The 26,721-nt window shown below is 67.5% G+C and carries 25 protein-coding genes and 3 tRNA genes; 15 read left to right on the top strand and 13 right to left on the bottom strand.

Annotated elements, in window-relative coordinates; translation table 11 throughout:
* Nucleotides 1-19 precede the first annotated feature (19 nt).
* Genes QNM97_RS25280 through nuoN form a run of 12 tightly spaced genes read left to right on the top strand, consistent with a single transcriptional unit; the run spans nucleotide 20 to nucleotide 15,459 of the window.
* Nucleotides 20-574 (top strand): NuoB/complex I 20 kDa subunit family protein, encoded by a 555-nt coding sequence (locus QNM97_RS25280; RefSeq protein ID WP_006371687.1) that lies wholly within the window; start codon nucleotides 20-22, stop codon nucleotides 572-574.
* Nucleotides 571-1,257 (top strand): NADH-quinone oxidoreductase subunit C, encoded by a 687-nt coding sequence (locus tag QNM97_RS25275; protein WP_283820842.1) that lies wholly within the window; start codon nucleotides 571-573, stop codon nucleotides 1,255-1,257. Before QNM97_RS25280 ends, QNM97_RS25275 begins: the two co-directional genes overlap by 4 nt.
* A complete protein-coding gene (locus tag QNM97_RS25270) occupies nucleotides 1,254-2,594 on the top strand; it encodes an NADH-quinone oxidoreductase subunit D (protein ID WP_283820841.1) in 1,341 nt (446 codons plus the stop codon). Before QNM97_RS25275 ends, QNM97_RS25270 begins: the two co-directional genes overlap by 4 nt.
* A complete protein-coding gene (gene nuoF / locus QNM97_RS25265; RefSeq protein WP_283820840.1) occupies nucleotides 2,591-4,735 on the top strand; it encodes an NADH-quinone oxidoreductase subunit NuoF in 2,145 nt (714 codons plus the stop codon). The genes QNM97_RS25270 and nuoF overlap by 4 nt, the downstream gene beginning before the upstream one ends.
* Complete coding sequence (locus tag QNM97_RS25260) at nucleotides 4,732-7,134, top strand: NADH-quinone oxidoreductase subunit G (protein WP_283820839.1); 2,403 nt, start codon at nucleotides 4,732-4,734, stop codon at nucleotides 7,132-7,134. The genes nuoF and QNM97_RS25260 overlap by 4 nt, the downstream gene beginning before the upstream one ends.
* On the top strand, nucleotides 7,131-8,417 hold the full coding sequence (gene nuoH, locus QNM97_RS25255) for an NADH-quinone oxidoreductase subunit NuoH (RefSeq protein ID WP_283820838.1): 1,287 nt from the start codon (nucleotides 7,131-7,133) through the stop codon (nucleotides 8,415-8,417). Before QNM97_RS25260 ends, nuoH begins: the two co-directional genes overlap by 4 nt.
* Nucleotides 8,410-9,048 (top strand): NADH-quinone oxidoreductase subunit NuoI, encoded by a 639-nt coding sequence (nuoI, locus tag QNM97_RS25250; RefSeq protein WP_283820837.1) that lies wholly within the window; start codon nucleotides 8,410-8,412, stop codon nucleotides 9,046-9,048. Before nuoH ends, nuoI begins: the two co-directional genes overlap by 8 nt.
* Nucleotides 9,049-9,062: 14 nt before the next feature.
* On the top strand, nucleotides 9,063-9,842 hold the full coding sequence (locus QNM97_RS25245; RefSeq protein ID WP_283823322.1) for an NADH-quinone oxidoreductase subunit J: 780 nt from the start codon (nucleotides 9,063-9,065) through the stop codon (nucleotides 9,840-9,842).
* Nucleotides 9,839-10,138 (top strand): NADH-quinone oxidoreductase subunit NuoK, encoded by a 300-nt coding sequence (gene nuoK, locus QNM97_RS25240; protein ID WP_283820836.1) that lies wholly within the window; start codon nucleotides 9,839-9,841, stop codon nucleotides 10,136-10,138. The genes QNM97_RS25245 and nuoK overlap by 4 nt, the downstream gene beginning before the upstream one ends.
* Nucleotides 10,139-10,165: 27 nt before the next feature.
* Entirely contained in the window at nucleotides 10,166-12,085 is a 1,920-nt protein-coding gene (gene nuoL, locus QNM97_RS25235; RefSeq protein WP_283820835.1) for an NADH-quinone oxidoreductase subunit L, read from the top strand.
* A 3-nt stretch (nucleotides 12,086-12,088) separates the two neighbouring features.
* Nucleotides 12,089-13,699, top strand: a complete 1,611-nt coding sequence (locus QNM97_RS25230) for an NADH-quinone oxidoreductase subunit M (RefSeq protein ID WP_283820834.1) — start codon at nucleotides 12,089-12,091, stop codon at nucleotides 13,697-13,699.
* Nucleotides 13,699-15,459, top strand: coding sequence for an NADH-quinone oxidoreductase subunit NuoN (nuoN, locus tag QNM97_RS25225; RefSeq protein WP_283820833.1), 1,761 nt, complete (start codon nucleotides 13,699-13,701; stop codon nucleotides 15,457-15,459). Before QNM97_RS25230 ends, nuoN begins: the two co-directional genes overlap by 1 nt.
* A 1-nt stretch (nucleotide 15,460) precedes the next feature.
* Here the strand turns inward: nuoN and QNM97_RS25220 are convergent, their stop codons facing one another.
* From QNM97_RS25220 to QNM97_RS25195, 6 genes are all read right to left on the bottom strand, one after another.
* Nucleotides 15,461-16,207, bottom strand: coding sequence for a DUF4234 domain-containing protein (locus QNM97_RS25220; protein ID WP_283820832.1), 747 nt, complete (start codon nucleotides 16,205-16,207; stop codon nucleotides 15,461-15,463).
* Between the two features lie 185 nt (nucleotides 16,208-16,392).
* Nucleotides 16,393-16,480: transfer RNA gene (locus QNM97_RS25215), tRNA-Ser, on the bottom strand.
* A gap of 68 nt (nucleotides 16,481-16,548) precedes the next feature.
* Nucleotides 16,549-16,758: a CsbD family protein gene (locus QNM97_RS25210; RefSeq protein WP_006371700.1), complete on the bottom strand. Its 210-nt coding sequence runs from the start codon at nucleotides 16,756-16,758 to the stop codon at nucleotides 16,549-16,551.
* 149 nt (nucleotides 16,759-16,907) lie between these two features.
* The gene (locus QNM97_RS25205) at nucleotides 16,908-17,174 is read right to left on the bottom strand and encodes a hypothetical protein (protein WP_283820831.1); all 267 of its coding nucleotides are present in this window, start codon (nucleotides 17,172-17,174) and stop codon (nucleotides 16,908-16,910) included.
* A 71-nt stretch (nucleotides 17,175-17,245) separates the two neighbouring features.
* Complete coding sequence (locus QNM97_RS25200) at nucleotides 17,246-17,704, bottom strand: nucleoside deaminase (RefSeq protein ID WP_283823321.1); 459 nt, start codon at nucleotides 17,702-17,704, stop codon at nucleotides 17,246-17,248.
* A 29-nt stretch (nucleotides 17,705-17,733) separates the two neighbouring features.
* Nucleotides 17,734-18,276, bottom strand: coding sequence for a tRNA adenosine deaminase-associated protein (locus tag QNM97_RS25195; protein ID WP_208793188.1), 543 nt, complete (start codon nucleotides 18,274-18,276; stop codon nucleotides 17,734-17,736).
* Nucleotides 18,277-18,348: 72 nt separating this feature from the next.
* Here QNM97_RS25195 and QNM97_RS25190 point away from each other — a divergent pair, with 72 nt between their 5' ends.
* Nucleotides 18,349-19,305 (top strand): prephenate dehydrogenase, encoded by a 957-nt coding sequence (locus QNM97_RS25190; RefSeq protein WP_283820830.1) that lies wholly within the window; start codon nucleotides 18,349-18,351, stop codon nucleotides 19,303-19,305.
* A 9-nt stretch (nucleotides 19,306-19,314) separates the two neighbouring features.
* Here the strand turns inward: QNM97_RS25190 and QNM97_RS25185 are convergent, their stop codons facing one another.
* The 6 genes from QNM97_RS25185 to QNM97_RS25160 all read right to left on the bottom strand — a co-directional run bounded on the left by QNM97_RS25185 (nucleotide 19,315) and on the right by QNM97_RS25160 (nucleotide 23,837).
* Nucleotides 19,315-19,935 carry a putative glycolipid-binding domain-containing protein gene (locus QNM97_RS25185; RefSeq protein WP_283820829.1) on the bottom strand — a complete coding sequence of 207 codons (621 nt, stop codon included), beginning with the start codon at nucleotides 19,933-19,935 and terminating at the stop codon, nucleotides 19,315-19,317.
* Nucleotides 19,936-19,991: 56 nt separating this feature from the next.
* Complete coding sequence (locus QNM97_RS25180) at nucleotides 19,992-20,765, bottom strand: hypothetical protein (protein WP_283820828.1); 774 nt, start codon at nucleotides 20,763-20,765, stop codon at nucleotides 19,992-19,994.
* Between the two features lie 82 nt (nucleotides 20,766-20,847).
* Nucleotides 20,848-22,545: a cation:proton antiporter gene (locus tag QNM97_RS25175; RefSeq protein WP_283820827.1), complete on the bottom strand. Its 1,698-nt coding sequence runs from the start codon at nucleotides 22,543-22,545 to the stop codon at nucleotides 20,848-20,850.
* A gap of 83 nt (nucleotides 22,546-22,628) precedes the next feature.
* Nucleotides 22,629-23,405: an aquaporin Z gene (gene aqpZ, locus QNM97_RS25170; protein WP_283820825.1), complete on the bottom strand. Its 777-nt coding sequence runs from the start codon at nucleotides 23,403-23,405 to the stop codon at nucleotides 22,629-22,631.
* A gap of 195 nt (nucleotides 23,406-23,600) precedes the next feature.
* A tRNA-Arg gene (locus QNM97_RS25165) sits at nucleotides 23,601-23,673 on the bottom strand.
* A gap of 75 nt (nucleotides 23,674-23,748) precedes the next feature.
* Nucleotides 23,749-23,837: transfer RNA gene (locus tag QNM97_RS25160), tRNA-Ser, on the bottom strand.
* Nucleotides 23,838-23,968: 131 nt separating this feature from the next.
* On the opposite strand from QNM97_RS25160, the gene hisC reads away from it, so the two are divergent.
* Nucleotides 23,969-25,033: a histidinol-phosphate transaminase gene (gene hisC / locus QNM97_RS25155; protein WP_283820824.1), complete on the top strand. Its 1,065-nt coding sequence runs from the start codon at nucleotides 23,969-23,971 to the stop codon at nucleotides 25,031-25,033.
* Nucleotides 25,034-25,053: 20 nt separating this feature from the next.
* Here hisC and QNM97_RS25150 read toward each other — a convergent pair whose 3' ends face one another.
* Nucleotides 25,054-26,028 (bottom strand): alpha/beta hydrolase, encoded by a 975-nt coding sequence (locus tag QNM97_RS25150; RefSeq protein WP_283820823.1) that lies wholly within the window; start codon nucleotides 26,026-26,028, stop codon nucleotides 25,054-25,056.
* Nucleotides 26,029-26,234: 206 nt separating this feature from the next.
* Between QNM97_RS25150 and QNM97_RS25145 the strand changes: the two genes are divergently transcribed.
* Nucleotides 26,235-26,714 (top strand): acyl-CoA thioesterase, encoded by a 480-nt coding sequence (locus QNM97_RS25145; protein WP_283820822.1) that lies wholly within the window; start codon nucleotides 26,235-26,237, stop codon nucleotides 26,712-26,714.
* The last annotated feature ends 7 nt before the right edge of the window (nucleotides 26,715-26,721 follow it).

The following is a 26,721-nucleotide window of genomic DNA, read 5'->3' as shown; positions in this document are numbered from 1 at the left end:
CGCGGCGAGGAGGTAGGCGATGGGCCTCGAAGAGAGACTGCCCAGTGGATTCCTGCTGAGCACTGTGGAGGACCTGGCGGGATTCATGCGCAAGGGCTCGCTGTGGCCCGCGACCTTCGGCCTCGCGTGTTGCGCCATCGAGATGATGGCGAGCACCTCCGGTCGCTACGATCTGGCGCGGTTCGGGATGGAAGCGTTTCGCGCCTCGCCACGCCAGGCCGACCTGATGATCGTCGCCGGACGGGTCAGCCAGAAGATGGCCCCGGTGCTGCGCCAGATCTACGACCAGATGACCGAGCCCAAATGGGTTCTGGCGATGGGTGTTTGCGCCAGCTCGGGCGGCATGTTCAACAACTACGCCATCGTGCAGGGCGTCGACCACGTGGTGCCCGTCGACATCTATCTCCCCGGCTGTCCGCCACGTCCGGAGATGTTGCTCAACGCCATCCTCGCCCTGCACCGCAAGATCGGCGAGATGCCACTGGGCGTCAATCGCGAAGAGGCAATCTGGGCCGCCGAACAAGCGGCCCTGCAGGCCACTCCGACGATCGAGCTGAAGGGCCTGCTGCGATGACCGACGACGAGACGACCGCACCCGACGAGGTGATCGCGGTGCGCCACGGCCTGTTCGGGGTGCACGGCAGCGGCGACACGTCCGGATACGGCGGGCTGGTCCAGACGGTCACCTTGCCCGCGGCGACCCAGCCCTACGGCGGATACTTCGACCACATCGCCGACACGCTCTCCGCCGCACTCGACGCGGGCGGGGGGCCGGGTTTCGACGAGGCCATCGAGAAGGTGGAGATCCACGCCGGGGAAATGACGATGTACGTCGTCGCCCGACATCTGGCCGTCGTCGCGCTGACGCTGCGCAACCACGAGGCACTGCGATTCGAATTGTGCTTGGGCGTCAACGGGGTTCACTATCCCGACGACACCGGCCGCGAACTCCACGCGGTGTATCCGCTGGCGTCGATCACCCACAATCGGCGGCTGCGACTGGAGGTGGCGGTCCCCGACGCCGACCCGCACATCCCGAGCCTGTGCGAGATCTACCCGACCAACGACTGGCACGAACGCGAGTCCTTCGACTTCTTCGGCATCGTCTTCGACGGCCACCGCGCGCTCACCCGGATCTCGATGCCCGACGACTGGGTGGGTCATCCCCAGCGCAAGGACTACCCGCTGGGCGGGGTTCCGGTGGAGTACAAGGGAACCCAGGTTGCACCACCCGATCGCCGGAGGTCATACTCATGACCGATCTCGACCCGCGGCCGAGTCACGCCGCACGCCCCGAACACACCTACACCGTCTCCGGCCAGGACTGGGACGAGATCGTCTCCGAGGTGTCGGCGCGCGCCGCCGCGAACTCCGGTGAGGAACGGATCGTGGTGAACATGGGTCCGCAGCACCCGTCCACGCACGGGGTGCTGCGGTTGATCCTGGAGATCGAGGGCGAGACGGTCACCGAGGCACGGTGCGGAATCGGTTACTTACACACCGGGATCGAGAAGAACCTGGAGTACCGCAACTGGATTCAGGGCGTCACCTTCGTCACCCGCATGGATTATCTTTCGCCGTTCTTCAACGAGACGGCGTACTGCCTGGCGGTGGAGAAGCTCCTGGGTATCACCGAGGTGATCCCGGAGCGCGCCTCGGTCATCCGGGTGATGCTCATGGAGCTCAATCGGATCACCTCCCACCTGGTCGCCCTGGCCACCGGCGGTATGGAACTCGGTGCGGTGACCGCGATGTTCTCCGGTTTCGGTATTCGCGAACAGATCCTCGACATTTTCGAGCTCGTCACCGGCCTGCGGATGAACCACGCCTTCATCCGGCCGGGCGGAGTGGCCACCGACCTCCCCGACGGCGCCGTGGAGCAGATCGCCGCGATCGTCGCCGCCCTGCCCGAGCAGCTGGCCAAACTCTCGGACCTGTTGACCGACAACTACATCTGGAAGGCACGCACCTGTGACGTCGGCTTCCTCGACCTCACCGGGTGCATGGCGCTGGGCATCACCGGCCCCGTCCTGCGATCCACCGGCCTGCCGCACGACGTGCGCAAGACCGAACCCTACTGTGGGTACGAGGACTACGAGTTCGACGTGATCACCGAGACCACCTGCGACTCCTACGGGCGCTACATGATTCGCGTACGTGAGATGAGTGAATCGGTGCGGATCGTCGAACAGTGCCTGGCACGGCTGCGCCCCGGACCGGTGATGGTGACCGACGCCAACATCGCCTGGCCCGCCGATCTCGCGCTCGGACCCGACGGACTCGGCAACTCCCCGGCCCACATCGCCGAGATCATGGGCGAATCCATGGAGTCGTTGATCCACCACTTCAAACTCGTCACCGAGGGTATGCGGGTGCCACCGGGCCAGTGCTATGCCGCGATCGAATCGCCGCGCGGTGAGCTCGGTGTCCACATGGTCTCCGACGGCGGAACCCGGCCCTACCGAGTGCATTTCCGCGATCCGTCGTTCACCAACCTGCAGGCCGTGGCGGCGATGTGCGAGGGCGGCATGGTCGCCGACGTGATCACCGCGGTGGCCAGCATCGACCCGGTGATGGGAGGCGTGGACCGATGAGCGAACCGGTGTACCTCGAGCTGGGAATCGACGGACCGCCACCCGAACCCACCCCGACCAGTAGTGCGCCGGCCGAACCCGCAGCGTGCGTCGCACGCCCGCACGGACCGATCGAGTTCGACGGCCCGGCAACCTATCCCGACGGCGTCGCCGATCGTCTGCGACAGGCGGCTGCCCCGATCGTCGCGCGCTACCCACAATCCCGATCGGCGCTGCTACCCCTGCTGCACCTGATGCAGTCCCAGGACGGACACCTCACCCGCGCCGGTATCGCACTGTGCGCCGAGATCCTCGACCTCACCGACGCACAGGTCGCCGCGGTCGCCACCTTCTACTCGATGTTCCGCCGCACGCCCACCGGTGAGTATCTGATCGGTGTGTGCACCAACACCCTCTGTGGGGTTCTCGGCGGTGACGAGATCCTGCGCACGGCGTGTGAACACCTCGGTGTCGCACCCGGTGAGACCACCGAGGATCACCGGATCACCGTCGAGCACCTCGAATGCAACGCGGCCTGCGATCTCGCCCCGGTGGTGATGGTCAACTGGGAGTTCTTCGACCAGCAGACCCCGGAGTCGGTGGTCGAACTCGTCGAGGACCTGCGGGCCGGGGTGGAGGTCACGCCCAGTCGCGGTGACCGGGCGGTGGCCGGATTCCGGGACACCGCAGCCGTATTGGCCGGAGTCGGAAAGGTCGCGTCGCCCACCGCAGGTGATGCTGCAGCAGGTGATGCCGGGCCCACCGAGTATCCGGTCGAGGCTGAGCCCGCGGCGCCGCCGGTCCTGTCGCGGCATTGGGCCGAGCCGGAGTCGTGGACCCTGGACAACTATCGGCGCCACAACGGATATCGGGGCCTGCGCGCCGCGCTGGACATGGCTCCCGACGCCGTCATCGAGGCGGTCAAGTCGGCGGGATTGCGCGGGCGCGGCGGGGCGGGTTTCCCGGTGGGACTGAAGTGGTCGTTCATCCCGCAGGACAAGGGGGACGCCCCGAATCCGGATGCGCCACCGCACTATCTGGTGGTCAACGCCGACGAGTCCGAGCCGGGCACCTGCAAGGACATGCCGCTGATGCTCGCATCTCCGCACGCCCTCGTGGAGGGGGCGATCATCGCGGCCTACGCGATCCGGGCGCGCCACGCCTTCATCTACCTGCGCGGTGAGGTCGTCGGGGTGCTGCGTCGCCTGCGTCAGGCCGTCGACGAGGCCTATGCCGCAGGCTATCTGGGGCGTGACATCCTCGGATCGGGAATCGACGTCGACCTCGTGGTGCACGCCGGCGCGGGCGCGTACATCTGCGGTGAGGAAACGGCCTTGCTCGACTCGCTCGAGGGTCGTCGCGGCCAGCCCCGACTGCGGCCGCCGTTCCCCGCGGTCGCCGGTCTCTACGCGAGTCCGACGGTGGTCAACAACGTCGAATCGATCGCCAGCGTCCCGGCGATCCTGCGCAACGGCATCGACTGGTTTCGGGCGATGGGCACCGAGAAGTCGCCGGGATTCACCCTGTACTCGCTGTCGGGACACGTCAATCATCCCGGCCAGTACGAGGCTCCCCTCGGTATCACGTTGCGGCAGTTGCTCGATCGAGCCGGCGGCATCCGCGACGGGCACCACCTCAAGTTCTGGACGCCGGGCGGATCGTCGACGCCGATGCTCACCGCCGATCATCTCGACGTCCCGCTCGACTACGAGGGCGTCGCCGAGGCCGGATCGATGTTGGGTACCAAGGCCTTACAGATCTTCGACGAGACCACCTGCGTGGTGCGGGCGGTGTTGCGCTGGACCGAGTTCTACGCACACGAGTCGTGCGGTAAGTGCACACCGTGCCGGGAGGGCACCTACTGGCTGGTGCAGCAGTTGCGTGCCATCGAGTCCGGCGACCTCGACGCCGACGAGATGTCCGCGGCACTCGAGGTCCTCTCCGACGTCACCAACAGCATCGTCGGGAAGTCGTTCTGCGCACTCGGTGACGGCGCCGGAAGCCCGATCGTGTCGGCGCTCAAGTACTTCCGGGACGAGTTCCTCGCCCACACCCGTACCAGGTCGGGTCCGCAGGCGCGCGGGCGCTGCCCGTTCGATCCCGCCGCGTCGACCGTCTTCACCGACCACCGCACGCCGTACGTCCCGGGAGCGAGCCGATGACCGCACTGTCCGATCGGCCCTCGTCCGCCGAACCCGTCGAACTCGTCACCGCGACCATCGACGGCACCGAGGTGCGAGTACCGCCCGGCACCTTGGTGATCCGGGCCGCCGAACGTGCGGGCATCCAGATCCCCCGGTTCTGCGATCACCCGTTGCTCGCCCCGGTCGGTGCGTGCCGGCAGTGTCTCGTCGAGGTCGAGGGGCAACGCAAACCGCTCGCCTCGTGCACCACGACGGTCACCGAGGGCATGGAGGTCCGCACCCAGCTCGGCTCGGAGATCGCCGAGAAGGCCCAGCGCGGGGTGATGGAACTGCTGCTCATCAACCATCCGCTGGACTGCCCGATCTGTGACAAGGGCGGTGAATGCCCGCTGCAGAACCAGGCGATGACCGCGGGGCGGCCACGCTCGCGGTTCACCGGACCCAAACGCACCTACACCAAACCGGTTCCGCTGTCCTCGGCGGTGCTGCTCGACCGGGAGAGGTGCGTGCTGTGCGCCCGCTGCACCCGCTTCGCCGACCAGATCGCCGGCGACCCACTGATCGACCTCGCCGATCGCGGTGCGCTGCAACAGGTCAGCACCGCTGACGGAACCCCGTTCGACTCGTACTTCTCCGGTAACACCGTGCAGATCTGTCCCGTCGGTGCGTTGACCGGCACCGCCTACCGCTTCCGCGCGCGGCCGTTCGACCTGGTGTCCACCCCGAGCACCTGCGAACACTGTGCGAGCGGCTGCGCCCAGCGCACCGACCATCGGCGCGGAAAGGTGTTGCGGCGCCTGGCCGCCGACGACCCCGCCGTCAACGAGGAGTGGAACTGCGACAAGGGACGCTGGGCGTTCGCCTACACCGCCGGCGCCGATCGGCTCACCACACCGCTGGTCCGAGACCGGCACGGACAGCTGCGGGAGGTGTCGTGGGCGCAGGCGTTGCGCGCCGCCGCCGACGGATTGCAGGCCGCCCGCGGCCGTGCCGGAGTCCTCACCGGTGGCCGGATCACCGCCGAAGACGCCTACGCCTACGTCCGGTTCGCGCGAACCGTTCTCGGCACCAACGACATCGACTTCCGCTCCCGGCCCCACAGTGCCGAGGAGACCGCCTTCCTCACCCGCCACGTCGCCGCCCGCGCCGACGACCTCACCTACGACGCACTGGTCGCGGCCCCGACCGTGCTCCTCGCCGGATTCGAGCCGGAGGAGGAGTCACCGATCGTCTTCCTGCGACTGCGTCGCGCGGTGCGCACCACCGGCACGCGGGTCCACACCATCGCACCGTGGCGCAGTCCAGGCATCGAAAAGCTCAGCGGCACGGTACTTCCCGTTGTTCCGGGCGCCGAGGCCGCGGTACTCGATGACGACTCCACCGCCGCGTTGCTCGGCAACTCGGGATCGGTGATCATCGTCGGCGAACGTCTCGCGAGCGCACGGGGCGCGCTCTCGGCGGCGGTACGACTCGCCGAACGGACCAGCGCACGACTGGTGTGGATTCCGCGTCGGGCCGGCGATCGCGGAGCGGTGGAGGTCGGCGCGCTGCCGACCCTGCTGCCCGGTGGCCGGCCGGTCAGCGACGCCGGCGCGCGACTTCAGGTCGCCGGGCTCTGGCAGGCGCGCGATCTCCCGTCCGTCCCTGGACGCGACAGCGGTGAGATCCTCTCCGCCGCAACGACCGGGCGCCTCGACACGCTGCTCGTCGGTGGCGTCGATCCGGCCGATCTCCCCGACCCCGCCGCGGCGATCGACGCGCTCGACGCGGTGGGCTTCCTGGTGAGCCTGGAGATCCGGACATCGGCGGTGACCGAACGCGCCGACGTGGTGCTGCCGGTCGCGGCGGCCGCGGAGAAGGCGGGGATGTTCCTCGACTGGGAGGGGCGGGCGCGACCGTTCCCGGCCGCCCTCGCCGACACCGGGCGTCTGTCGGATCATCGGGTCCTCGACGCGCTGGCGCAGGCGGCGGGTGTCTCGCTGGACTGCCGCGAGATCACCGATATTCGAGCACAATTGGGCCGCCTCGGCCCGTGGACGGGCTCTCGACCGGAGATACCGGTACCCCCGGAGTCGGCTGCCCGCACACCCGGCCCCGGCGAGGCGGTGCTGTCGACCTGGCATCTGCTGCTCGACGACGGCCGACTCCAAGACGGCGAGCCGTATCTCGCCGGCACCGCGCACCCGTCGGTCGCGCGATGCTCGGCGGCCACGGCGACCGCCGCCGGACTCACCGACGGAGACGACGTCGAACTGGGTGCCGACTCGGGCACACTCCGGCTTCCGCTGCTGATCACCGACATGGTCGACGGCGTGGTGTGGGTGCCCACCAATTCGGTGTCCTCGCATGTCCGTTCGCAGCTCCATGCAGAATCCGGCGACGTCGTCGCCATCCGTCCGGCGGAAGGGCAGTCGTGAACCTGGCAGCCACCGACTATCCCGATCTCGGCGACTTCGGCCACGATCCGTGGTGGCTCGTGCTCATCAAGGCGGTGGCGGTCTTCGCCTTTCTGGTGGCCAATCCGCTCGTCGCGATCCTCGCCGAACGAAAGATCATGGCCCGCATGCAAGCCCGACTCGGGCCCAACCGGGTCGGGCCGCACGGGATGCTGCAGAGCATGGCCGACGGCGTGAAACTCGCACTGAAAGAGGGCATCACACCGTTCGGTGTCGACAAGGTCCTCTACCTGATCGCGCCCGTCATCGCCGTGGTCCCGGCCATCATGGCGTTCGCGGTGATCCCGTTCGGCCCGATGGTGTCGGTGTTCGGCCACCACACCCCGCTGCAACTGACCGACCTGCCCGTCGGGGTGCTGTTCATCCTGGCGATGGCGTCGATCGGGGTCTACGGAATCGTGTTGGCCGGCTGGTCTTCCGGGTCCACCTATCCCCTGCTCGGCGGACTGCGCTCGACCGCACAGGTCATCTCCTACGAGATTGCGATGGGCCTGACCTTCGCCGCGGTGTTCCTCGACTCGGGCACCATGTCGACCTCGGAGATCGTTGCCGGACAACACAACTACTGGTACGGCCTCGTGTTACTCCCGTCCTTCGTCATCTACGCGGTGTCGATGGTCGGCGAAACCAACCGCGCGCCCTTCGATCTCCCCGAGGCCGAGGGCGAACTCGTCGGCGGCTTCCACACCGAGTACTCCTCACTGAAGTTCGCGATGTTCATGCTCGCCGAGTACATCAACATGGTGACCGTGTCGGCACTGGCCACCACGCTGTTCCTCGGCGGCTGGCAGGCGCCGTGGCCGCTGAGTCTGTGGGACGGAGCCAATTCCGGCTGGTGGCCGATCCTGTGGTTCACCCTCAAGGTCTGGGTGTTCATGTTCGTCTTCATCTGGTTGCGCACCAGCCTGCCGCGTCTGCGCTACGACCAGTTCATGAATCTCGGCTGGAAGGTCCTCATCCCGGTGTCGTTGACCTGGGTGATGATCGTCGCGCTGATCCGCGCGGCATTCGGTTCGGCGAGTGACACGGTGCCACGGGCATTGGTGTCGGCGGCCGTCGGGCTGGTGGTGGCCCTCCTGTTGTTCTGGCTCGTTCGTCGCGTCGTCCGCCCCGCGCCACCGCGCGTCCCGGTACCCGAGACCCCCGCACCCCGGAGCGACATTCCGTTCGACCCGATGGCCGGCGGCTTCCCGGTGCCACCCCTGCCCGGCCAACTCCCCGCGAAGGAGACCACCGATGCCTGACTTCCTCAAGCCCCCCAAACCCTTGAGCGGCATGGGGGTGACGTTCTCGTCGATGTTCGCGCCGACGGTCACCGAGCAGTACCCCGAGGAGAAGAAACCCACCGCGCCGCGCTATCACGGTCGGCACCAACTCAATCGGCACCCCGACGGTCTCGAGAAGTGCGTGGGTTGCGAACTCTGTGCATGGGCCTGCCCGGCCGACGCCATCTTCGTCGAGGGCGCCGACAACACCGACGAGCAGCGCTATTCGCCGGGTGAACGGTACGGCCGCGTCTATCAGATCAACTACCTCCGGTGCATCGGCTGCGGCCTGTGCATCGAAGCCTGCCCCACCCGGGCATTGACGATGACCAACGACTACGAGCTCGCCGACGACAACCGCGCCGACCTCATCTACGAGAAGCAGCAGTTGCTCGCGCCACTACCGGCGGGCACCGAGCCGACACCGCACGATGTCAGCGCTGCGGCCGCAGCGGGGACCGCACCACGAGAGGCCGACTACTACCTGGGACGCGTGGGCGCCGACGGCACCGTGACCGGCCGGTCCGCCGGCACCGAGCCCAACGACGCCGAGACCACCGACGCCGTGACCACCAGCACCGGAACCACCAGCGCCGGGGTCGTGCCGTGAGTGCCTCGACGATCCTGGCGCACTCGGGTGCGGCACTGACCGACGCGGTGCTCGCCGACGCCGCCCGCACCTCCACCGGCGAGGCGGTGCAGTTCTGGATTCTCGGCGTCGTGGCCGTCGCCGGCGCGTTGGGGGTGGTCTTCGCCACCAAGGCCGTGTATTCGGCGATGTTCCTGGCCACCACGATGATCGTGCTCGCCGTCTTCTACGTCGCGCAGGGCGCCCTGTTCCTCGGCGTCGTGCAGGTGGTGGTCTACACCGGCGCGGTGATGATGTTGTTCTTGTTCGTACTCATGCTGATCGGCGTGGACTCCTCGGATTCCCTGGTCGAAACGCTACGCGGACAACGGGTTGCCGCGGTGGTGTTGGGAATCGGGTTCGGCGCGTTGCTGTGCGGCGGCATCGGTGCGGCGACCGTCGCGATCACCGCACCGCCGGGCGCGGTGGCAGCCCGGCCACCGGGGAGCAACGGCGCCGTCGAGGCCATCGCCGAACTGATCTTCGTGCGCTACCTGTGGGCGTTCGAACTCACCGGCGCCCTGCTGATCACGGCGACACTGGGCGCGATGGTGCTGGCGCACCGAGAACGCTTCGGACCGAAGCGGACCCAGCGGGAGATCTCGATCGAGCGGTTCCGCAAGGGCATCGACGTCACACCGCTGCCGAGTCCAGGAGTCTTCGCCCGGCACAACGCCGTCGACATCCCCGCCCTGCTACCCGACGGCACCCCGTCGGAGTTGTCGGTCAACGCACGATTGCGCGCCCGGCAACCGGATCGGGGGACGGCGAAGTGAACCCCGAGAACTACCTGTATCTCTCGGCCCTGCTGTTCGCCATCGGTGCGGCCGGGGTGTTGTTGCGGCGCAACGCGATCGTCGTGTTCATGTGCATCGAGCTGATGCTCAACGCCGCGAACCTGTCGTTCGTGACCTTCGCGCGCATGCAGAGCAGCGTCGACGGGCAGGTGATCGCGTTCTTCACGATGGTGGTCGCGGCCGCCGAGGTCGTCGTCGGACTCGCGATCATCATGATGATCTTCCGATCCCGGCGCAGCGCCTCGGTCGATGACGCCGCCCTGCTGCGGAGATAGGGACGGCCGGGAGATGAGGAGGGCGGCATGAGCACCGACACATCGGCGAGCATCCTCTGGGTGGTTCCCGCGCTGCCGCTACTGGGTGCGGCCGTCCTGCTGTTGGCGGGCAGGCGCACCGACCGTTGGGGGCATTACCTCGCATGCGTGCTGGCCGGCGCGTCGTTCTGCGTCGGCATCGCGCTGTTCGTCGGAATGCTCGGCCGGTCCACCACCGACCGTCCCGTGCACCAGGTGCTGTTCACGTGGCTGCACATCACCCCGGCCGGCGCCGGCAGCGGCGGCTTGAGTGTCGACATGGGGCTCTATCTCGATCAGCTGTCGATGTGTTTCGTCCTGTTGATCACCGGCGTCGGCACCCTGATCCACATCTATTCGATCGGTTACATGGCCTCGGATCCCGATCGTCGCCGATTCTTCGCCTACCTCAACCTGTTCCTCGCCGCGATGCTCGTGCTGGTACTCGCCGACTCCTACCTCGGCCTCTATCTCGGTTGGGAGGGAGTCGGTCTCGCGTCCTACCTGCTGATCGGATTCTGGCAGCAGCGGCCCTCGGCGGCGACCGCCGCGAAGAAGGCATTCGTGGTGAATCGCGTCGGCGACATCGGGTTGGCGGTCGCGCTGATGGTCATGTTCGCGACCTTCGGATCGGTCTCGTTCACCACCGTGTTCGCCGGTGCCGACGCCGCCGGACACGCCACCATGACCGCACTGGGTTTCCTGCTGTTGCTCGCCGCGTGCGGCAAATCCGCCCAGGTGCCGTTGCAATCGTGGCTCGGTGACGCGATGGAGGGCCCGACGCCGGTGTCGGCGCTCATCCATGCGGCGACCATGGTGACCGCAGGCGTCTATCTGATCGCCCGCTCGCACGCGATCTTCGACGTCGCCCCCGACGCCCGCCTGGCCGTGGCGGTCGTCGGTGCGGTGACACTGCTGTTCGGCGCGATCATCGGTTGCGCCAAGGACGACATCAAGAAGGCGCTGGCCGCCTCCACGATGAGCCAGATCGGCTACATGGTGCTGGCCGCCGGATTGGGGCCGGCCGGTTACGCATTCGCGATCATGCATCTACTCACCCATGGGTTCTTCAAGGCCGGGTTGTTCCTCGGGGCGGGCTCGGTGATGCATGCGATGAACGACGAGACCGACATGCGCCGATTCGGCGGGCTGCGCACACTCATGCCGATCACCTTCGTCACCTTCGGGCTCGGGTATCTGGCATTGATCGGGGTACCCCCGTTCTCGGGGTTCTTCTCCAAGGACCCGATCATCGAGGCGGCCTTCGGTGCCGGCGGTGCGCGCGGGGTTCTCCTCGGTGGGGCCGCGCTGCTCGGTGCGGGCATCACCGCCTTCTACATGACCCGCATCATGCTGATGACCTTCTTCGGCGAAAAGCGTTGGGCACCTAAGGCACACCCGCACGAGGCACCGGCCTCGATGACCGGCCCGATGATCTTGCTCGCACTCGGATCGGTCGCCGCGGGTGGGTTGCTGGTCAGCGGCGACGCGCTGGTGCACTGGCTGACACCCGTCGTCGGCGAGCATCACAGCGAGCTGCCCGTGCCCAGCTGGGTGGTGACGGTGGGCATCCTGGTGGTGGTCGCGGCGGGTATCGGTGTGGCGTGGGCGCGATACGCGCGCGCCCCGATCCCGCTGACGGCGCCACGCGAGGTCACCGCGGTGACGGTCGCGGCACGTCGCGACCTCTACGGCGACGCGTTCAACGAGCGCGTGTTGATGCGGCCCGGTCAGGCACTCGCCCGTGGTCTCGACGTCCTCGAATCCGAGGGGGTCGACGGCGCCGGGGTCGGCGTCGGCACCTTGGTCACCGCATCGTCGAATCGAATACGGCTGTGGCAGAGCGGTTTCGTCCGATCGTATGCGCTGTCGATGCTGGCCGGGGCGACCGTTGTGGTGGCCGTGCTGATGCTGGTCAGGGGGGTGTAGACGATGGGCTGGTTGACGATCCTGTGGCTGATCCCGGCGGTGGTCGCCGTCGGTGTGCTCGCGCTCCCGGCGCAGCGTCCCGATCTCGCGAAGTGGGCGGGTCTACTCGGCACGGTGGCCGCGCTGGTGGTGTCGGTCGGGCTCGCGATCGGTTTCGATCCCGGTGGCCCCCGCTATCAGTTCGTCACGAACGTGCGGTGGATCCCGTCGTTCGGCGCTCGCTACGAACTGGGTCTCGACGGTATCGGGCTGGTCCTGATCCTGCTCACCACCGTGCTCATGCCGATCCTCGTGCTGGCCGGCTGGCGTGACGCCGATCATGCAGGCTCCCTGGATCATTCGGGTGGACGTCGGCAGAAGGGCCCGCACACCTACTTCGCGTTGATGCTGGCGGTCGAGGCGATGGTGCTGATGAGCTTCGTCGCCACCGACGTCCTGCTGTTCTACATCGTGTTCGAGGCCATGCTGATCCCGATGTACTTCCTCATCGGCGGTTTCGGCAGCGGTGGCATGCAGGCCGCCGCCGCGGTGAAGTTCTTGTTGTACAACCTGTTCGGTGGACTGCTGATGCTCGCGGCGGTGATCGGGCTGTACGTGGTGACCGCACGCTCGGGGATCGGCGCCGACGGCCGCGGCACCTTCAGTCTTCCGGCGATCTCCGACGCGGTGGCCGGCGGACGCCTCGACGCGAGCACCGGGGTACTGGCATTGCTGTTCGGCGGCTTCATGATCGCCTTCGCGATCAAGGCCCCGCTGTGGCCGTTCCACTCGTGGCTGCCCGATTCGGCGGTGGCGGCCACCCCGGCGTCGGCGGTGCTGATGATGGCCGTCGTCGACAAGGTCGGCACCTTCGCGATGCTGCGATTTTGTCTGCAGCTGTTCCCCGAGGCGTCGAAAACCTTTGCCCCACTGATCATCGCGTTGTCGGTGATCGGCATCGTCTACGGCGCGATCCTGGCCATCGCACAAACCGACATGATGCGGTTGATCGCCTACACCTCGATCTCGCATTTCGGGTTCATCATCCTCGGGGTGTTCGCGATGACCAGCGAGTCGCAGAGCGGTGCCACCCTGTACATGGTCAATCACGGGATCTCCACCGCGGCACTGTTCTTGATCGCCGGGTTCCTCGTCTCGCGGCGTGGTAGCCGCCTGATCGCCGACTACGGTGGCGTCGCGAAGGTCGCGCCGGTCCTCGCCGGCACCTTCCTCGTCGCCGGGCTGGCCACCCTGTCGCTTCCCGGCCTGTCGCCGTTCATCAGCGAATTCCTGGTGTTCATCGGCACTTTCACCCGGTACCCGGTCGCCGCGATCGCGGCGTCGAGCGCGCTGGTCCTGTCCGCCATCTACATTCTCTGGCTCTATCAGCGCGTGATGGGTGGCCCACCGACACCGGTGGAGGGTCCCGGCGCCGCCCGCCGGACGATGCCTGATCTGCACGGCCGCGAACGTCTCGTCGTGGCGCCACTGCTCGCCCTGTTACTCGTCTTCGGGTTCTTCCCGCAGCCGCTGCTGAATCTGATCACTCCCACGGTCTCGCACACGCTGACCACCGTGGGACGCGACGACCCGGCACCGGCCGTGGTGGTCCAGAACAACGGAGGTGGCAAGTGATGGCGGCACACGTGACCACTGCGGACGAAATCACGACGGCACTGGCCACAATCACCCCGCCCCACGTCGAATACTCCCTGCTGTCACCGATGTTGATCGTCTTCGGCGTCGGCGTCATCGGGGTGCTGGTCGAGGCGTTCGCGCCACGGGCCGGCCGGTGGCGCGCCCAACTGGTGCTGTCGACGGCGGGGCTGGTGGCCGCGCTGATCGCGGTCATCGTGCTGGCAGTTCATCTCACCGCCGACGGCGGTCAGGGCCGGACCGCGGTGTCCGGGGCGGTGGTGCTCGATCGGCCCGCCCTGTTCTTGCAGGGCCTGTTGCTGGTGATCTCCGTGCTGGCCGTGGCGTTCATGGCCGAACGCGGACTCGAGCGGGTCGTGGCGCCGTCGACACGTTCGGCGAGACAACCGGCCGCACGACGCCGGGTCAGTGACGGGCCGGGTGCTGCTGCGCAGGCCACGCTGGCCGGCGGTCGCGCCGACATGTTCACGCCGTCGGGGGCGAGTACCCCGAATTCCGACGACGAGTTCGAGGCGACCCGCGCCGGTGGCGTGACCACCGAGGTGTTCCCGCTGACCCTGCTCGCGGTCGGCGGGATGATGCTGTTCGTCGCGTGCGGTGATCTGCTCACCATGTTCATCGCGCTCGAGGTGTTCTCGCTGCCGCTGTACCTGTTGTGCGCCCTGGCCCGGCGGCGCCGTTTGCTCTCCCAGGAGGCATCCCTCAAATACTTTCTGCTGGGCGCCTTCTCGTCGGCGTTCTTCCTCTTCGGTGCCGCCTTCGTCTACGGCGGCACCGGCTCGCTCGACCTGACCGTCATCGGGATCAGCGTCGATCGCGCCGCCGCCGGAACGTCGGGTGAGGTACTGCTCCCGCTGATCGGGTTGGCGCTGCTCTCGGTGGGGTTGCTGTTCAAGATCGGCGCGGTGCCGTTCCACTCGTGGGTCCCCGACGTCTACCAGGGCGCACCCACGCCGGTGACCGCGTTCATGGCCGCGGCCACCAAGATCGCCGCGTTCGGCACGCTGTTGCGGGTCTTCTACACAAGCTTCGGTGCGCTCGCCGACGAGTGGAAACCGGTGTTGTGGGCGGTGGCGATCGTCACCATGCTCGGCGGCGCGGTGATGGCCGTGACCCAGTCCGACGTCAAACGCCTACTCGCCTACTCCTCGGTGACACACACCGGATTTATCCTGTTGGGGCTCATCGCCTTTGACGAATCGGGCGTCAGCGCCACCCTGTTCTATCTGGCCGCGTACGCCTTCTCGACGTTCGGTGCGTTCGCCACGGTCTCGGTGGTTCGCGAGCCGACGACGTTCACCGGGTCGGCGCGCATCGGCGGGGCCACCGGAGCGCACCTGTCCGGGCGTGAGGCCACCGGCATCGACCAGTGGGCCGGTCTCGGAAGGCGCTATCCGCTTGTCGGAGCGATGTTCTCGATGTTCCTGCTGGCGTTCGCCGGCATTCCGTTGACGAGTGGCTTCATCGCGAAGTTCGATGTGTTCGCCGCGGTCTCGGGAAGCGGCGGTTCGATTCTGGTGGTGATCGGTGTGATCAGCAGCGCCATCGCGGCCTACTTCTACATCCGCATCATCGTGGCCATGTTCTTCTCCGACGTCCCCGTCGACGCCCCGCATGTGGTGCGGCCCAGCGCATTGACGACCACCTCCATCGCCTTGTGCACGGCGGTCACGATCGTGCTCGGGTTCTTTCCCCAACCACTCCTCGACCTCGTCGGTGGAGCCGGATCGTTCCTGTGAGTCAGGCGAACAGCGGCACCGTCGTGCCCGGTTCGGCTCCGTAGCGGTCGACGATCTTGTTCAGTTCGCTCTGCATGTAGAAGGTGTGCAGACCGAAGACGAAGCCTAGTACCCAGCACAGCAACGGATTACACGTCTCGGGTAGCCCGGCGCTACGCTGCGCTTCACGGATGCGCTTGCCGGTGTTGTGGAAGCTGATGATCGGGGCGATGACCGTCCAACCGAGGAAGATGATCACCAACAGTGGCCCGACCGCCGAGATCTCCTTGCGCCGATCGAAGGCGGCTATCTCCTTGTTGATCTTGTAGTACCAGACCAGCGAGTAGATCCCGAGGGTGATCAGCGGCAGGCCGATCCACACCGCAATCGGGTTGCGCTTCTTCATCGCCGCGCCGTCGGCGACGGGGCGGCCGGTCGGTACTTGTCCGCCCGGTGCCGGAGGTTGCGCGTCCGACCGTGCCGGCGGGCCCGGCCGGCCGGGCGGTACCTGCGACTGCCCCATGCCGGGCTGGGCGATGCCGGGCTGGGCGGTCGGTGCGATATGGCGCGGCGGACCGGCCGGCTGCGCTACCTGTGGCCGTGCGTGCACCCGCGTCGGCGCCTCGGTCGGCCTCGGCGCCGGCGGACGTTGGTACGCGGTGGTCCGCTGCCCGTCCGGACCCGGGCTCTGCTTCTGATAGTGGGTCGTCGGCGCGTTCGACGGTCCGGGCTGGTTGTGGTCGTTACCCGGCTGCTGCGGAGTGCTCATGCTGTTGATCATCGACCAGCGGTCGGCCCAGGTCCATGGGATTCACACGAACGATCGACGGCAGATACGGCCGCCGTGCGCGTTGTGCCGTACTTTCAAGTCACCTGGTGACCCATAAGTACGGCACAAGCCTCCCCGGACAGCACAATGGCCCCCTACCTGCGAGGATAGGGGGCCATTGTCGGCGGTGGCGGAGGGATTTGAACCCTCGGTACGGGGTTACCGCACACAGCATTTCGAGTGCTGCACCTTCGGCCGCTCGGACACGCCACCGCCGAAGACTGTACCGCAGGCCCGCGCCCGGCCTTAAATCGGCTGGTCAGACGGGCAAACGGCGGGTGTCAGTTGCCGCTGAGCTTGTCCTTGATGTCGTCGACCTTTCCCTTGACGGCGTCGGCCGCGTCGGCGATCTTCTGCTTGCCCTGGGCGACGGCCTGGTCGCCCTTGCCCTCGTTCTTGAGGTCCTGGTCGTCGGTCAGGCTGCCTGCGGCTTCCTTCCCGCGTCCCTTGAGCTCTTCGGCCTTGTTCTTGGCGTCATCGGATAGTGCCATGGTGAGCCTCCTCTGCCGGGTGCGCGCACGGCGCGCACGTCGAGGCGATCGGATGATGCGTCCACGCCTGGTCTCGACGGTTCGCATGGGCGGGGTTGCCCCCGCCTTCCACCGTACCGACCGCCACAGGGGGCGTCAGTGACCCAACTTCAGTGACCCAACTTGCCCCTCACCTCGTCGAACTTCTCCTTGGCGGTGCCCAGCGCGCCCTGCACCTTCTCGTTCCCGGCGAGCTCACCGATCTTTTCCTTCGCGGTGTCGAGGGCTTCGTTGACCTTCGGGTTCTCCGCGAGTTCGCCGATCTTCTCCTTCGCCGTGCCGAGGGCCTCGGCGACCTTGGGGTTGTCGGCGAGTTCACCGAGCTTCTCCTTGGCTGTGCCGATGACCTCGTTGACCTTGTCGCTTGCGTCGGCCATGCCGTCCTCCTGAGGTTCGGGGTGGAATACGGATTCGTCCGATGTCGTGCACCGTCAAATCTGCCACAGAGTCACAGGTCGCGGCGGGTGGTGAAGAACTCGACCATCAGCGTTCGGCACCGTTGTTCGAGGATGCCGCCGCGTACCTGTGGTCGATGGGTCAGCCGCGGATCGCGGACCACGTCCCAGAGTGAGCTCACCGCACCGGTTTTCGGCTCCCACGCACCGAAGATCAGGGTCTCGACGCGGGCGAGGCCGATGGCTCCGGCGCACATCGTGCAGGGTTCGACGGTGACGGCGATGGTGCACCCGGGTAGTCGCCATCCGTCGCCGAAGGCAGCGGCCGCCGCGCGTAACGCGAGGATCTCGGCGTGCGCGGTCGGGTCCGAGTCGGCCTCTCGACGGTTGGCTGCGCGGGCGAGTTCGACGCCTACGGGATCGAAGACGACGGCACCGATCGGTACGTCGTCGTCACCGGAGAGAGCCGCCGCGTCGAGGGCGGCATTCATCATCGACTCCCACACCCGCATCTGCGCGGCGCCGGCGGGAGTCGCGGAGCTCAATGCCCCAGTGAGTCGAGCACGCGGGACAGCTCGTCGGCGAATCCGAGCCGCGCGGCGATCATCCCGATCTGCTCATCGGCGTAGAGGTCGGTGTCGCCGACGATGACGCCCATGACGGCGTCGGGCAGGCCCAGATCGGACAGGATGCCGAGGTCACCCTCTTCCCACGGGTCGACGTCGTCGAGTTCGTCGGGGTCGATGTCGGGGACGTCGATGTTCAGGGCGTCGAGCACATCGGCGGCCACGTCGTAGTCGATGCCCGCGGTGGCGTCGGAGATGAGCATCCGCGCACCTCCGGGTGCCGGGCGGATGACGATGAAGAACTCCTCGTCGACGTCGAGCAGACCGAACACCGCGCCCGCCGACCGCAGATCACGCAGTTGCCGTTCGGCGGCATCGAGGTCGGTGAGGGCGTCCGGTTTGAGGGCGGTGACCTTCCAGGCGGCATCCTCGCGCACCACCGCGACAGCGAAACCTTCCACGCCGTCGACGACGTCGTTGCTGTTGGAACCCGATACTCCCGCGCCGGCACCTGCCATGCAGGTCACGGTAGCCCGTCGGGGGCGTACTCCCCAAGTCCTACCCGCGCCACGGCGATGTGGAAATCTGGGATGGTGACAGACATCCGCTCCACCCCGGTCTGCATTCTCGGTCTCGGCCTCATCGGCGGGTCGATGATGCGGGCACTCGATGCGTCGGGCGCCTCCACCTTCGGCTACAACCGCTCGTCGGCGACCGTCGAGCAGGCCCGCGCCGACGGCCACGACGCATCCACCGATCTCGTGGCGACGCTGCGCCGCGCCGCCGACACCGACGCGGTCATCGTGCTCGCGACCCCGGTCACCACGATCGAACCGATCGTGTCGGCGATCGCCGAGAATGCGGCAGGCTGCCTGATCACCGACGTCATCAGTGTGAAAACCCCTGTCGCCGAGATCTTTCGGCGCCTGTTCCCCGACGCCCGGCATATCGGCGGGCATCCGATGGCCGGCTCGAGTCACTCGGGCTGGGAGGCCACCGATCCCGACCTGTTCACCGACGCGATGTGGATGGTGACCACCGAGGACACCACCGACGCCGACGACTGGCGGGTCGTCGCCGGGCTGGCGCGCGCGCTGGGTGCCGCGGTGGTGCCCGCCGCCAACGACGCGCACGACCGCGCGGTGGCCGCGATCTCGCATGTGCCGCATCTGACGGCCGCGGCGACGGCGGCGGTCGGTGCCGCGGAGAGCGAGTTGGCGATCCGGCTGGCCGCGGGCAGTTTCCGCGACGGCACCCGTGTTGCCGGGACCGCTCCGCAGTTGCAGCGGGCGATGATCGAGGCGAATGGCATCGCGGTACTCAACGCGCTCAGCGAGGTGATCGACCGGCTGACCGCGGCGCGCGACGAACTCCGCGATCATGGCACCACGCAGGTGCTGATCGACGACGGCTACCGCGCCCGGCACGCCTACGAGGCGATGGCGAATGCGCCGCGGGTGGCGATCACCGACGTCGAGCCGGGCGCCGCGGGCTGGCAGGCGGAGATGCGCCGCCAGGCGCACCGCGGGAGTGTATGGCTGGGCTGATCGCCCCGGTCAGACGCGGCTGGCCAGTCCCGGGTAGTCGATGACGAAGCCGTTGTCGTCGACGGTCAGTGTCGAGGTGGCGACCGGCGAGGACACCCCGATCCCGTCGGGGCCGGGGGTGTAGCGCAGGGTGGCCGGTTCGACGACCGCCGTCGGCAGATAGACGTACACGACGGGGACCTCGACGGTGCCGGAGGCGTCGGCCGCGGTGAGATGCAGGCGGCGGATGGGCAGGGCGTTGAACATCGGCGACAGAGCGAGGTCGACGTCCTCGGCGCCACCGAAGTCCTTGCGGACGGTCTCGCCCCCAGTCTGCACGAGCCAGGTGTTCTCCTCGTCGCGAGCCATTCCGAGCTGCGTCTCACCGCCGGCCTGTACGAGGTGGATCGACAGCCGCTTGGTGACGCCGGCATCGTTGGTGACCAGCTCGTATGACGCGGAGAACGCGTCGTGGTCGGCGGTCGCCGCGGCGATGATGCGGCCGTACGCCTTGACCCGAGCGCCTTGGACGTTGAGGCGGACCTGTTCGAGGCGCTCGGTGTCGACACCGCGCCACGTGATCATGGTCTTGAACTCGGTGGCGTCGCTCGCCGACGCCTGCGGGGCTGCTTGCGGGGAACTCACACACATACGGTAGCGACCTCGGGCCGCCGACACACGCCGAGGACCCCGATATGACCCGCGGGTCAGGCGATGCACGTGGCCGTTCGCCGGGTCGAGGAGGCCTCGACACTGTCGTCGGCGACCGGTCGGCCGGCGACGGTGATCGTGCAGTGCGCCGACGATCCGTCGCCGGCCACGACCAACAGTCGCAGCGGGTTGCGGCTCGCGGCGAAGGTGACCGTCCAGTTCGCAGGCGGGGTGAAGTCGGTCCGGACGCCGACGTCGTCGACGTAGAGGATGGTCCCGACGCCGTTGATGGTGACGGTGTAGGTGACCTGTGCGCCCGGCGTCGTACCCGAACCACCGCCGGACCCACCGCCGGGCTGGTCGCCACCGGGCTGCGAGGGCAGGCCGGGCCGGGTGGGCAACACCGGTAGCGAGTAGGTGTTGGTGGGGTCGGCGGTCGGCAGGGTGATGGTCGGGTTCTGTTGTTGGTGCAGCGAGCGGACGCCGAAGACGACGAGACCCACGATCACCAGGCCGACGACGGCGAAGATGACCACGGTGGCGCCGACCCCACGCTCTTCCCCGGAGCGGCGCGGACGCTGCGGAGGATGCGGTGGCTCGGCGTCCGTACTGGCCGCACTCATGCCGACCCCACCCCGGCCGTCCGACGGCGGCACCTGCGCGACGTCGGGGCGGGGACCGGGTTGCGGTGCGTCGCGGGCGGCGAGGTCGGCGGCGGTGTAGCGAGGGAGTCCACGGTCGGAGTAGCCGAGCGGCGGATAGTTGCCCGGCAGCAGCGGGATGCGGTAATCGTTGGCGCCGTCGGGCCGTTGCCCGGTGGGCTGTCCCATGTCGCCACTCCCGATCACCGCGGGTCGCCGAGCCGGCGCACCCGTATCCAACACGTGCACCTTCGACCTTACTGACGACGTCTCAGAGGCGGCTCTCGAGTCGGGCGGTGAGGCCCGCTTCCTGCAGGTCGAGGCGATCGAGCATGGCGCGGACGGCCTCGTCCTCGAGGTGTCCGTTCTCTCTGCCCGCGACGAGAGCGTCGCGTTGGGCCGAGAGCACGCTGCGATACAGGGCGGCGAAGGCGTCGGTACGCGCGGTGTGCGCGTCGGGGTCGGGCATCTCCTCGGCGTCGCGGGACTGTCGTGCGACGGTCTCCTTGATGAAGTCGACGGTCACCTCGTCGAGGTCGGTGGGCGGGTTGTCGACGAAGCCCGCGATGACCTCGTCGGCCGCGCCGTGCACGATGGCCTCGGCGCGGGCGGTCTGCTCGTGGTCGTAGCGTTCCTCATCCTCGTTGCGCAGCTGCAGCCGGTTGATGAGCCAGGGCAGGGTCGGGCCCTGGATGAGGATGGTCCCGACGGCCACGACGAACGCGATTGCCTGGATGGCCGAGCGTTCGGGGAACGCACTGCCGTCGGCGACGGTCAGCGGGATGCCGGAGGCGGCCGCGAGGGAGACCACGCCGCGCATGCCGGTCCAGGCGACCACCGTCGACTCCTGCCAGGTCAGCGGTCGGTTGTCGATGCGTTCGCGCAGGCTCCGCCACCACTCCGGCGCCTGCGCGGGGTCGCGGCGGCCGGCGGCGCCGCGGCGCGGGGTGGGCTGGATCTCCACCGCGACCGTGGCGTCGAGGTGGCGGCTGACGAAGCCACGACCGAACATCGCGAACACGCACAGCGGACGGATCACGAGCACCACGGCCAGCACGAGGAGTGAGGCAATGGTGATCTGTAGCAACGATTCTCGCGCCTCGCGCAGATCCTCGATGATGAACCTCATCTGTAACCCGATGTAGGCGAACACAAATGCCTCGAGCAACACGTCGACCGAGTTCCACACATAGCGTTCCTGCAGCCGCGTCTGATAGCCGGCGTGCACCGACCCCGACCCGACCACGAAGCCGGCGATCACCACCGCGAGCACCCCGGAGGCGTGCATGTGTTCGGCGGCGAGGAACGCCGCGAACGGAACGACGAAGCCCTGCACCGTCTCCAGTGCGGGGTTGCGCAGGTGGCGTCGAATCCAGAGGGTGAGGTAGCCGAGGACGGCGCCGACGATGGGACCGAGAATCGCGTTGTAGCCGAAGAGCGCCAGCGGATTGTCGATGAACGCGTGGGTGGACGCGATCTGGGAGATCGCGATGGCGAACAGCGACAGCGCCGCGGCGTCGTTGACGAGACTCTCGCCGGTGAGAATGGCCATCAACCGCTTCGGCAGTCCGAGCTTGCGTCCGATGGCCACGGCGGTGACCGCGTCGGGCGGTGCGACGATCGCCCCGAGCAACAATGCCAGCGCGAAGGTGAACTCGGGGATCAGTAACGACGCGATCCACCCGACGGCGAAGGCGGTGATGACGACCATCGCCACCCCGAGCCCCAGGATCGGCTTGATGTTGCGCACGAAGCTCGGCACCGAGAAGCCCAGCGCTGCGGAGTACAGCAGCGGTGGCAGCACGACCGTCAGCAGGATCTCGGATTCGAGTTCCACATGCGGCATGCCCGGGACGAAGGAGACCGCCAGCGCGACCACCACGATGATCAACGCGGGTTGCATGCCGCGCCGGTCGGCGATCGCGGTGATGATGACGGCACCCACGAGCACCAGGATCAACAGTTCCATGGGCAGTGATTCTCGCAGCGGCTGTCCGATTTCGCCGGTTGCGGAGTTTCGTCAACTGCCCGCGTTCGCCGCGGCCGACGCGGTCAGGCGGCCGGTGTCTCCTCAGGCGCCGACGCACCGTACTTGAACTTGCCGTCCTCGAAGAGCAACGGATAGATCAGTCCGCCGACGACGCCACCGATGAGTGGGGCGACCCAGAACGCCCACAGTTGGCCGGGCGCGCCGTCGCCGTTGAAGAACGCCACCGCCGTCGAGCGGGCCGGGTTCACCGAGGTGTTGGAGATCGGGATGGACACCAGGTGGATGAGCGTGAGGGTGAAGCCGATTGCCAACGGCCCGAAGCCGTTCGGGGCCCGCCCGTCGGTCGCGCCGAGGATGACGATGAGGAAGAACGCGGTCAGCAGGATCTCGGCGATCAGGACCGCGGCAAGGGTGTAATGGCCGGGACTGTGGTCGCCGTATCCGTTGGCGGCCATGTTGCCGGTGGCCGTCCAGCCCGGTTTACCCTGCGCTATCCCATAGATCGCGAGACCGGCGAGCAGACCACCGGCGACCTGGGCGATCCAATAGCCCGGCAAGTCCTTCCATTCGAGTCGCCCGCTCACCGCAGCGCCGAGCGAGATCGCCGGATTGAAGTGCGCCCCGGAAATGTGGGCGAGCGCGTAGGCCATGGTGACGACGGTCAGTCCGAACGCCAGCGCGACGCCCAGATAGCCGACGCCCACCTGGATGAGCGTCCCCTTGTCGTCTCCCTCGGCAACCTGCTTGGCAGCGAAGACCGCGGTACCGCAGCCGCCGAGGACAAGCCAGAACGTGCCGAACAACTCGGCCGCGTACTTGGTGAATGGTGCAGGAATCATGTCAGCCTCTCGAGGTCGTTGGGTGCACACGCATGCCACTGACAGAACTTGAGCAACTTCAGCGCACACCATTCACGCCCGTTCCGACCCAAAGGCGGCGAAAGGCCACAAAACGGTGACCAGGCCGACATCCGACGGTGATGCGGAAAGCAAGAAACCCCGCCACCGTTGTCGCCGGTGGCGGGGTCTTGAGAGTGCGCCCGTAGGGATTCGAACCCCAAACCTTCTGATCCGTAGTCAGATGCTCTATCCGTTGAGCTACGGGCGCGTGGTTATTTAGTTGTCATACTGTTCAGCTGTCGTGCTGTTCAGTTGTCACCGCGGTCGGCGCGACTGCGGTCGGCGGAGGCGAGAGGATTTGAACCTCCGGTCCCGTTTTAGCGAGACAACTCATTAGCAGTGAGTCCCATTCGGCCGCTCTGGCACGCCTCCTAGCGGAGTCCTTTCGAACTGCCGAAGCGAAAGATTACACACCGCCCGGCGGCAGAAGCAAACCGCGCGGTCAGAGCCGGATTGCCGGGTCCGGGCATCGTCCGCCACGACCGTGGACCTACAGTTGGACGGTGACCTTTCGTATCCGTCCCGACCTCGCCGACCTGCCCGTCTACGTCCCCGGCAAGACGTTCCCGGACGCGGTCAAACTCGCCAGCAACGAGGTCACCTTCGGTCCGCTCCCCTCTGTTCTGCAGGCGATCTCACATGCCGCGGCCGGTGTGAACCGATACCCCGACAACGGGATGGTCGAGCTGACCGACGCGTTGGCGAAGAACCTCGGCGTCAGCCCCGAGGAGATCCAGGTCGGATGCGGATCGGTGATCCTCTGCCAGAACCTGATCCTGGTCACCTGTCGCCCCGGCGACGAGGTCGTCTTCGGCTGGCGCTCCTTCGAGACCTATCCCCTCGCGACGCGGCTCGTCGGGGCGACACCGGTCCAGGTTCCCCTCACCGGCGACGACGTGCACGATCTTGCGGCCATGGCCGACGCGGTCACCGACCGCACCCGCCTGATCTTCGTCTGCAACCCCAACAACCCGACCGGGACCGTGGTCACCGCCGACGATCTCCGCGCCTTCCTGCAGTCGGTGCCGTCGGACATCGTCGTCGCCCTCGACGAGGCGTACTTCGAATACACCCGCCTCGACGACGACCACGCCTACGACGCCCTCGAATTGCGCCGCGAGTTCCCGAACCTGGTCGCGTTGCGCACGTTCTCCAAGGCGTACGGGCTCGCCGGCCTGCGCGTCGGGTACGCGATCGGCGATCCGGAGATCATCACCGCCCTGGGTAAGGCGCATGTGCCGTTCTCGGTCAACAGCGTCGCGCAGGCCGCAGCTCTGGCCTGCCTGGAGGCCGGCGACGAACTGCTCGAGCGCACCGACGCGGTGGTCGCCGAACGCCGGCGGGTCACCGAGCGGCTCCGCGCCGCAGGTTACCGGGTACCCGACTCGCAGGCGAATTTCGTGTGGCTCGACCTGGCCGAGAGGTCGTCGGAGTTCGCGCGCGCGGCGATCGACGCCGGAGTCGTGGTGCGGCCCTTCGCCGACGACGGCGTCCGGGTCACCGTCACCCATCTCGACGAGAACGACAGCTTCCTGGCCTTCGCCGAGCGGTGGATCCGCGCCGACTGAGGTCTCTTGCGGCAGGCGGCTCAGTACAGGTGCCGCGAGACCGTTCCCCAGGCGGCGGGCAGGTCCTGCTCCCAGTAGGCCCAGGTGTGCGTGCCGATCAGGCGGAATCCGTCGGTGTAGGGCACGTTGTGGGTGCGCAGGTCCCACGCGAACTCCAATGAGCATCGGTAGGCCCCGGCCTCCAGCGCCGACGACGACGCGGTGACCGCTGCGGGCGGACCTTCGTCGGGCTCGATGCGTCGCGTGATGTCCAGTGGGCCGATGGCACCGGAGCCGGCGGAGATGAAGATGTCCTTGCCGCGCAACGCGTTCAGATGCAGGCTCGGGTCGTGCGCCTGCCAGCCGACGGACCCGAACGGGCCCCACATGTTGGTGGCGTCGCCGCCGTCGCGACCGACGGTGGTGCGCACGTAGGCTTCGTTGGCCGCCCCGGACACCGGCGGGCACCCACTGAGCGACGCGAGACCCGAATACAGCTCGGGATGGCGGATGGCCAGCGCGAACGACGCCTGTCCGCCCATCGACAACCCGATCACCGCGTTGCGGCCGTTGCCGTTAAACCGCGAATTGATCAGCGGGGGAAGTTCTTTGGTGAGGAAGGTCTCCCACATCGGCTTACCCAGCTTGGGGTCGGCATGCTGCCAGTCGGTGTAGAACGTGCCCGCTCCACCGACCGGTAGGACGACGTTGACATTCTTGTTCGCGAAGAACGCGCCGGCGTGGCCCTTGGTGATCCAGTCGCTGACGTCTCCGTCGGCACCTGCGCCGTCGAGCATGTAGACCGTCGGGCGCGGGCCACTGGAGTACTCGGGGGTCAAGACGCTGACCTTGATGCGCTGCTTCATCGACGGGGAGTCCACCCAGACGTCGGTGCGCAGTTCGCTCATCGGTTTGGTGGTGACGATGCGTGCCTCGACGCGTGGCGCCGCGTCCGCGACTGCCGGACCGAGCAAACCCGCGCTCAGGACGCCGACGCCGAGTATGGTCGCCACCATTGCGGCCACTCGCCTTGTGCCCATCATCAATAACCTCATCCCACCCGCCGACGGCGGTAGCCCACGAACGCATTGCGGTACCGCACTTCGCAGGTACACCGCCCCCCATTATCGGGGACGCCGCGCGGATGGAAGACTACTAGCGGGTAACAAAAGCGTGAAGACCCGAACGTGTTTTCACAGCCGGCATTCAGGAGCGTGGGTCAGTGAGTACCGCAAACACCGGCCGCAACTCAGCAAACACCGCTGGTGAGAGCGGTTTGGGCGCACACGAATTCGCGTTCACCGCGGAGGTCGGGGTGCGCTGGTCGGACATGGATGCTTTTGGTCACATCAACCATGCCCGGATGGTCACGCTCATGGAGGAGGCCCGGATCGCTTGGCTGCTCTCCGCGGGCGAGGAGTACACCCCGCTGATCAAGAGCGCGATGATCGTGCACGTCGAGATCCGGTATCAGAGCCAGCTCCGTCACGACGACTCACCGTTGCGCATCGGCATGTGGATCAAGGGTTTTCGTTCCGTCGACTTCACCATCGGCTACGAGATCCGGGGGGCGCACGCCGATCCGATGAGCAAACCGGCATGTGTTGCGAGCACTCAGATGGCCGTCGTCGACGTCGAGGCGCACAGTTTGCGTCGACTCACCGACACTGAGAAGGGCTACCTGCGGTCCTGGTCGCGATGACGGCTCC

Source organism: Gordonia sp. L191, assembly GCF_030077625.1.
GTDB classification, from domain to species: Bacteria; Actinomycetota; Actinomycetes; order Mycobacteriales; family Mycobacteriaceae; genus Gordonia; species Gordonia polyisoprenivorans_A.
The sequence above is the reverse complement of the archived record's forward strand: the minus strand, read 5'-3'. Positions and strand labels throughout refer to the sequence as shown.

Excerpts from the sequence above, each read along its gene's own strand:
- QNM97_RS25280 (WP_006371687.1), top strand. The coding sequence starts at position 20 with ATGGGCCTCGAAGAGAGACTGCCCAGTGGATTCCTGCTGAGCACTGTG.
- QNM97_RS25275 (WP_283820842.1), top strand. The coding sequence starts at position 571 with ATGACCGACGACGAGACGACCGCACCCGACGAGGTGATCGCGGTGCGC.
- QNM97_RS25270 (WP_283820841.1), top strand. The coding sequence starts at position 1,254 with ATGACCGATCTCGACCCGCGGCCGAGTCACGCCGCACGCCCCGAACAC.
- nuoF (WP_283820840.1), top strand. The coding sequence starts at position 2,591 with ATGAGCGAACCGGTGTACCTCGAGCTGGGAATCGACGGACCGCCACCC.
- QNM97_RS25260 (WP_283820839.1), top strand. The coding sequence starts at position 4,732 with ATGACCGCACTGTCCGATCGGCCCTCGTCCGCCGAACCCGTCGAACTC.
- nuoI (WP_283820837.1), top strand. The coding sequence starts at position 8,410 with ATGCCTGACTTCCTCAAGCCCCCCAAACCCTTGAGCGGCATGGGGGTG.
- nuoL (WP_283820835.1), top strand. The coding sequence starts at position 10,166 with ATGAGCACCGACACATCGGCGAGCATCCTCTGGGTGGTTCCCGCGCTG.
- QNM97_RS25230 (WP_283820834.1), top strand. The coding sequence starts at position 12,089 with ATGGGCTGGTTGACGATCCTGTGGCTGATCCCGGCGGTGGTCGCCGTC.
- nuoN (WP_283820833.1), top strand. The coding sequence starts at position 13,699 with ATGGCGGCACACGTGACCACTGCGGACGAAATCACGACGGCACTGGCC.
- QNM97_RS25220 (WP_283820832.1), bottom strand. The coding sequence starts at position 16,207 with ATGAGCACTCCGCAGCAGCCGGGTAACGACCACAACCAGCCCGGACCG.
- QNM97_RS25210 (WP_006371700.1), bottom strand. The coding sequence starts at position 16,758 with ATGGCACTATCCGATGACGCCAAGAACAAGGCCGAAGAGCTCAAGGGA.
- QNM97_RS25205 (WP_283820831.1), bottom strand. The coding sequence starts at position 17,174 with ATGGCCGACGCAAGCGACAAGGTCAACGAGGTCATCGGCACAGCCAAG.
- QNM97_RS25200 (WP_283823321.1), bottom strand. The coding sequence starts at position 17,704 with ATGCGGGTGTGGGAGTCGATGATGAATGCCGCCCTCGACGCGGCGGCT.
- QNM97_RS25195 (WP_208793188.1), bottom strand. The coding sequence starts at position 18,276 with ATGGCAGGTGCCGGCGCGGGAGTATCGGGTTCCAACAGCAACGACGTC.
- QNM97_RS25190 (WP_283820830.1), top strand. The coding sequence starts at position 18,349 with ATGGTGACAGACATCCGCTCCACCCCGGTCTGCATTCTCGGTCTCGGC.
- QNM97_RS25185 (WP_283820829.1), bottom strand. The coding sequence starts at position 19,935 with ATGTGTGTGAGTTCCCCGCAAGCAGCCCCGCAGGCGTCGGCGAGCGAC.
- QNM97_RS25180 (WP_283820828.1), bottom strand. The coding sequence starts at position 20,765 with ATGGGACAGCCCACCGGGCAACGGCCCGACGGCGCCAACGATTACCGC.
- QNM97_RS25175 (WP_283820827.1), bottom strand. The coding sequence starts at position 22,545 with ATGGAACTGTTGATCCTGGTGCTCGTGGGTGCCGTCATCATCACCGCG.
- aqpZ (WP_283820825.1), bottom strand. The coding sequence starts at position 23,405 with ATGATTCCTGCACCATTCACCAAGTACGCGGCCGAGTTGTTCGGCACG.
- QNM97_RS25150 (WP_283820823.1), bottom strand. The coding sequence starts at position 26,028 with ATGGTGGCGACCATACTCGGCGTCGGCGTCCTGAGCGCGGGTTTGCTC.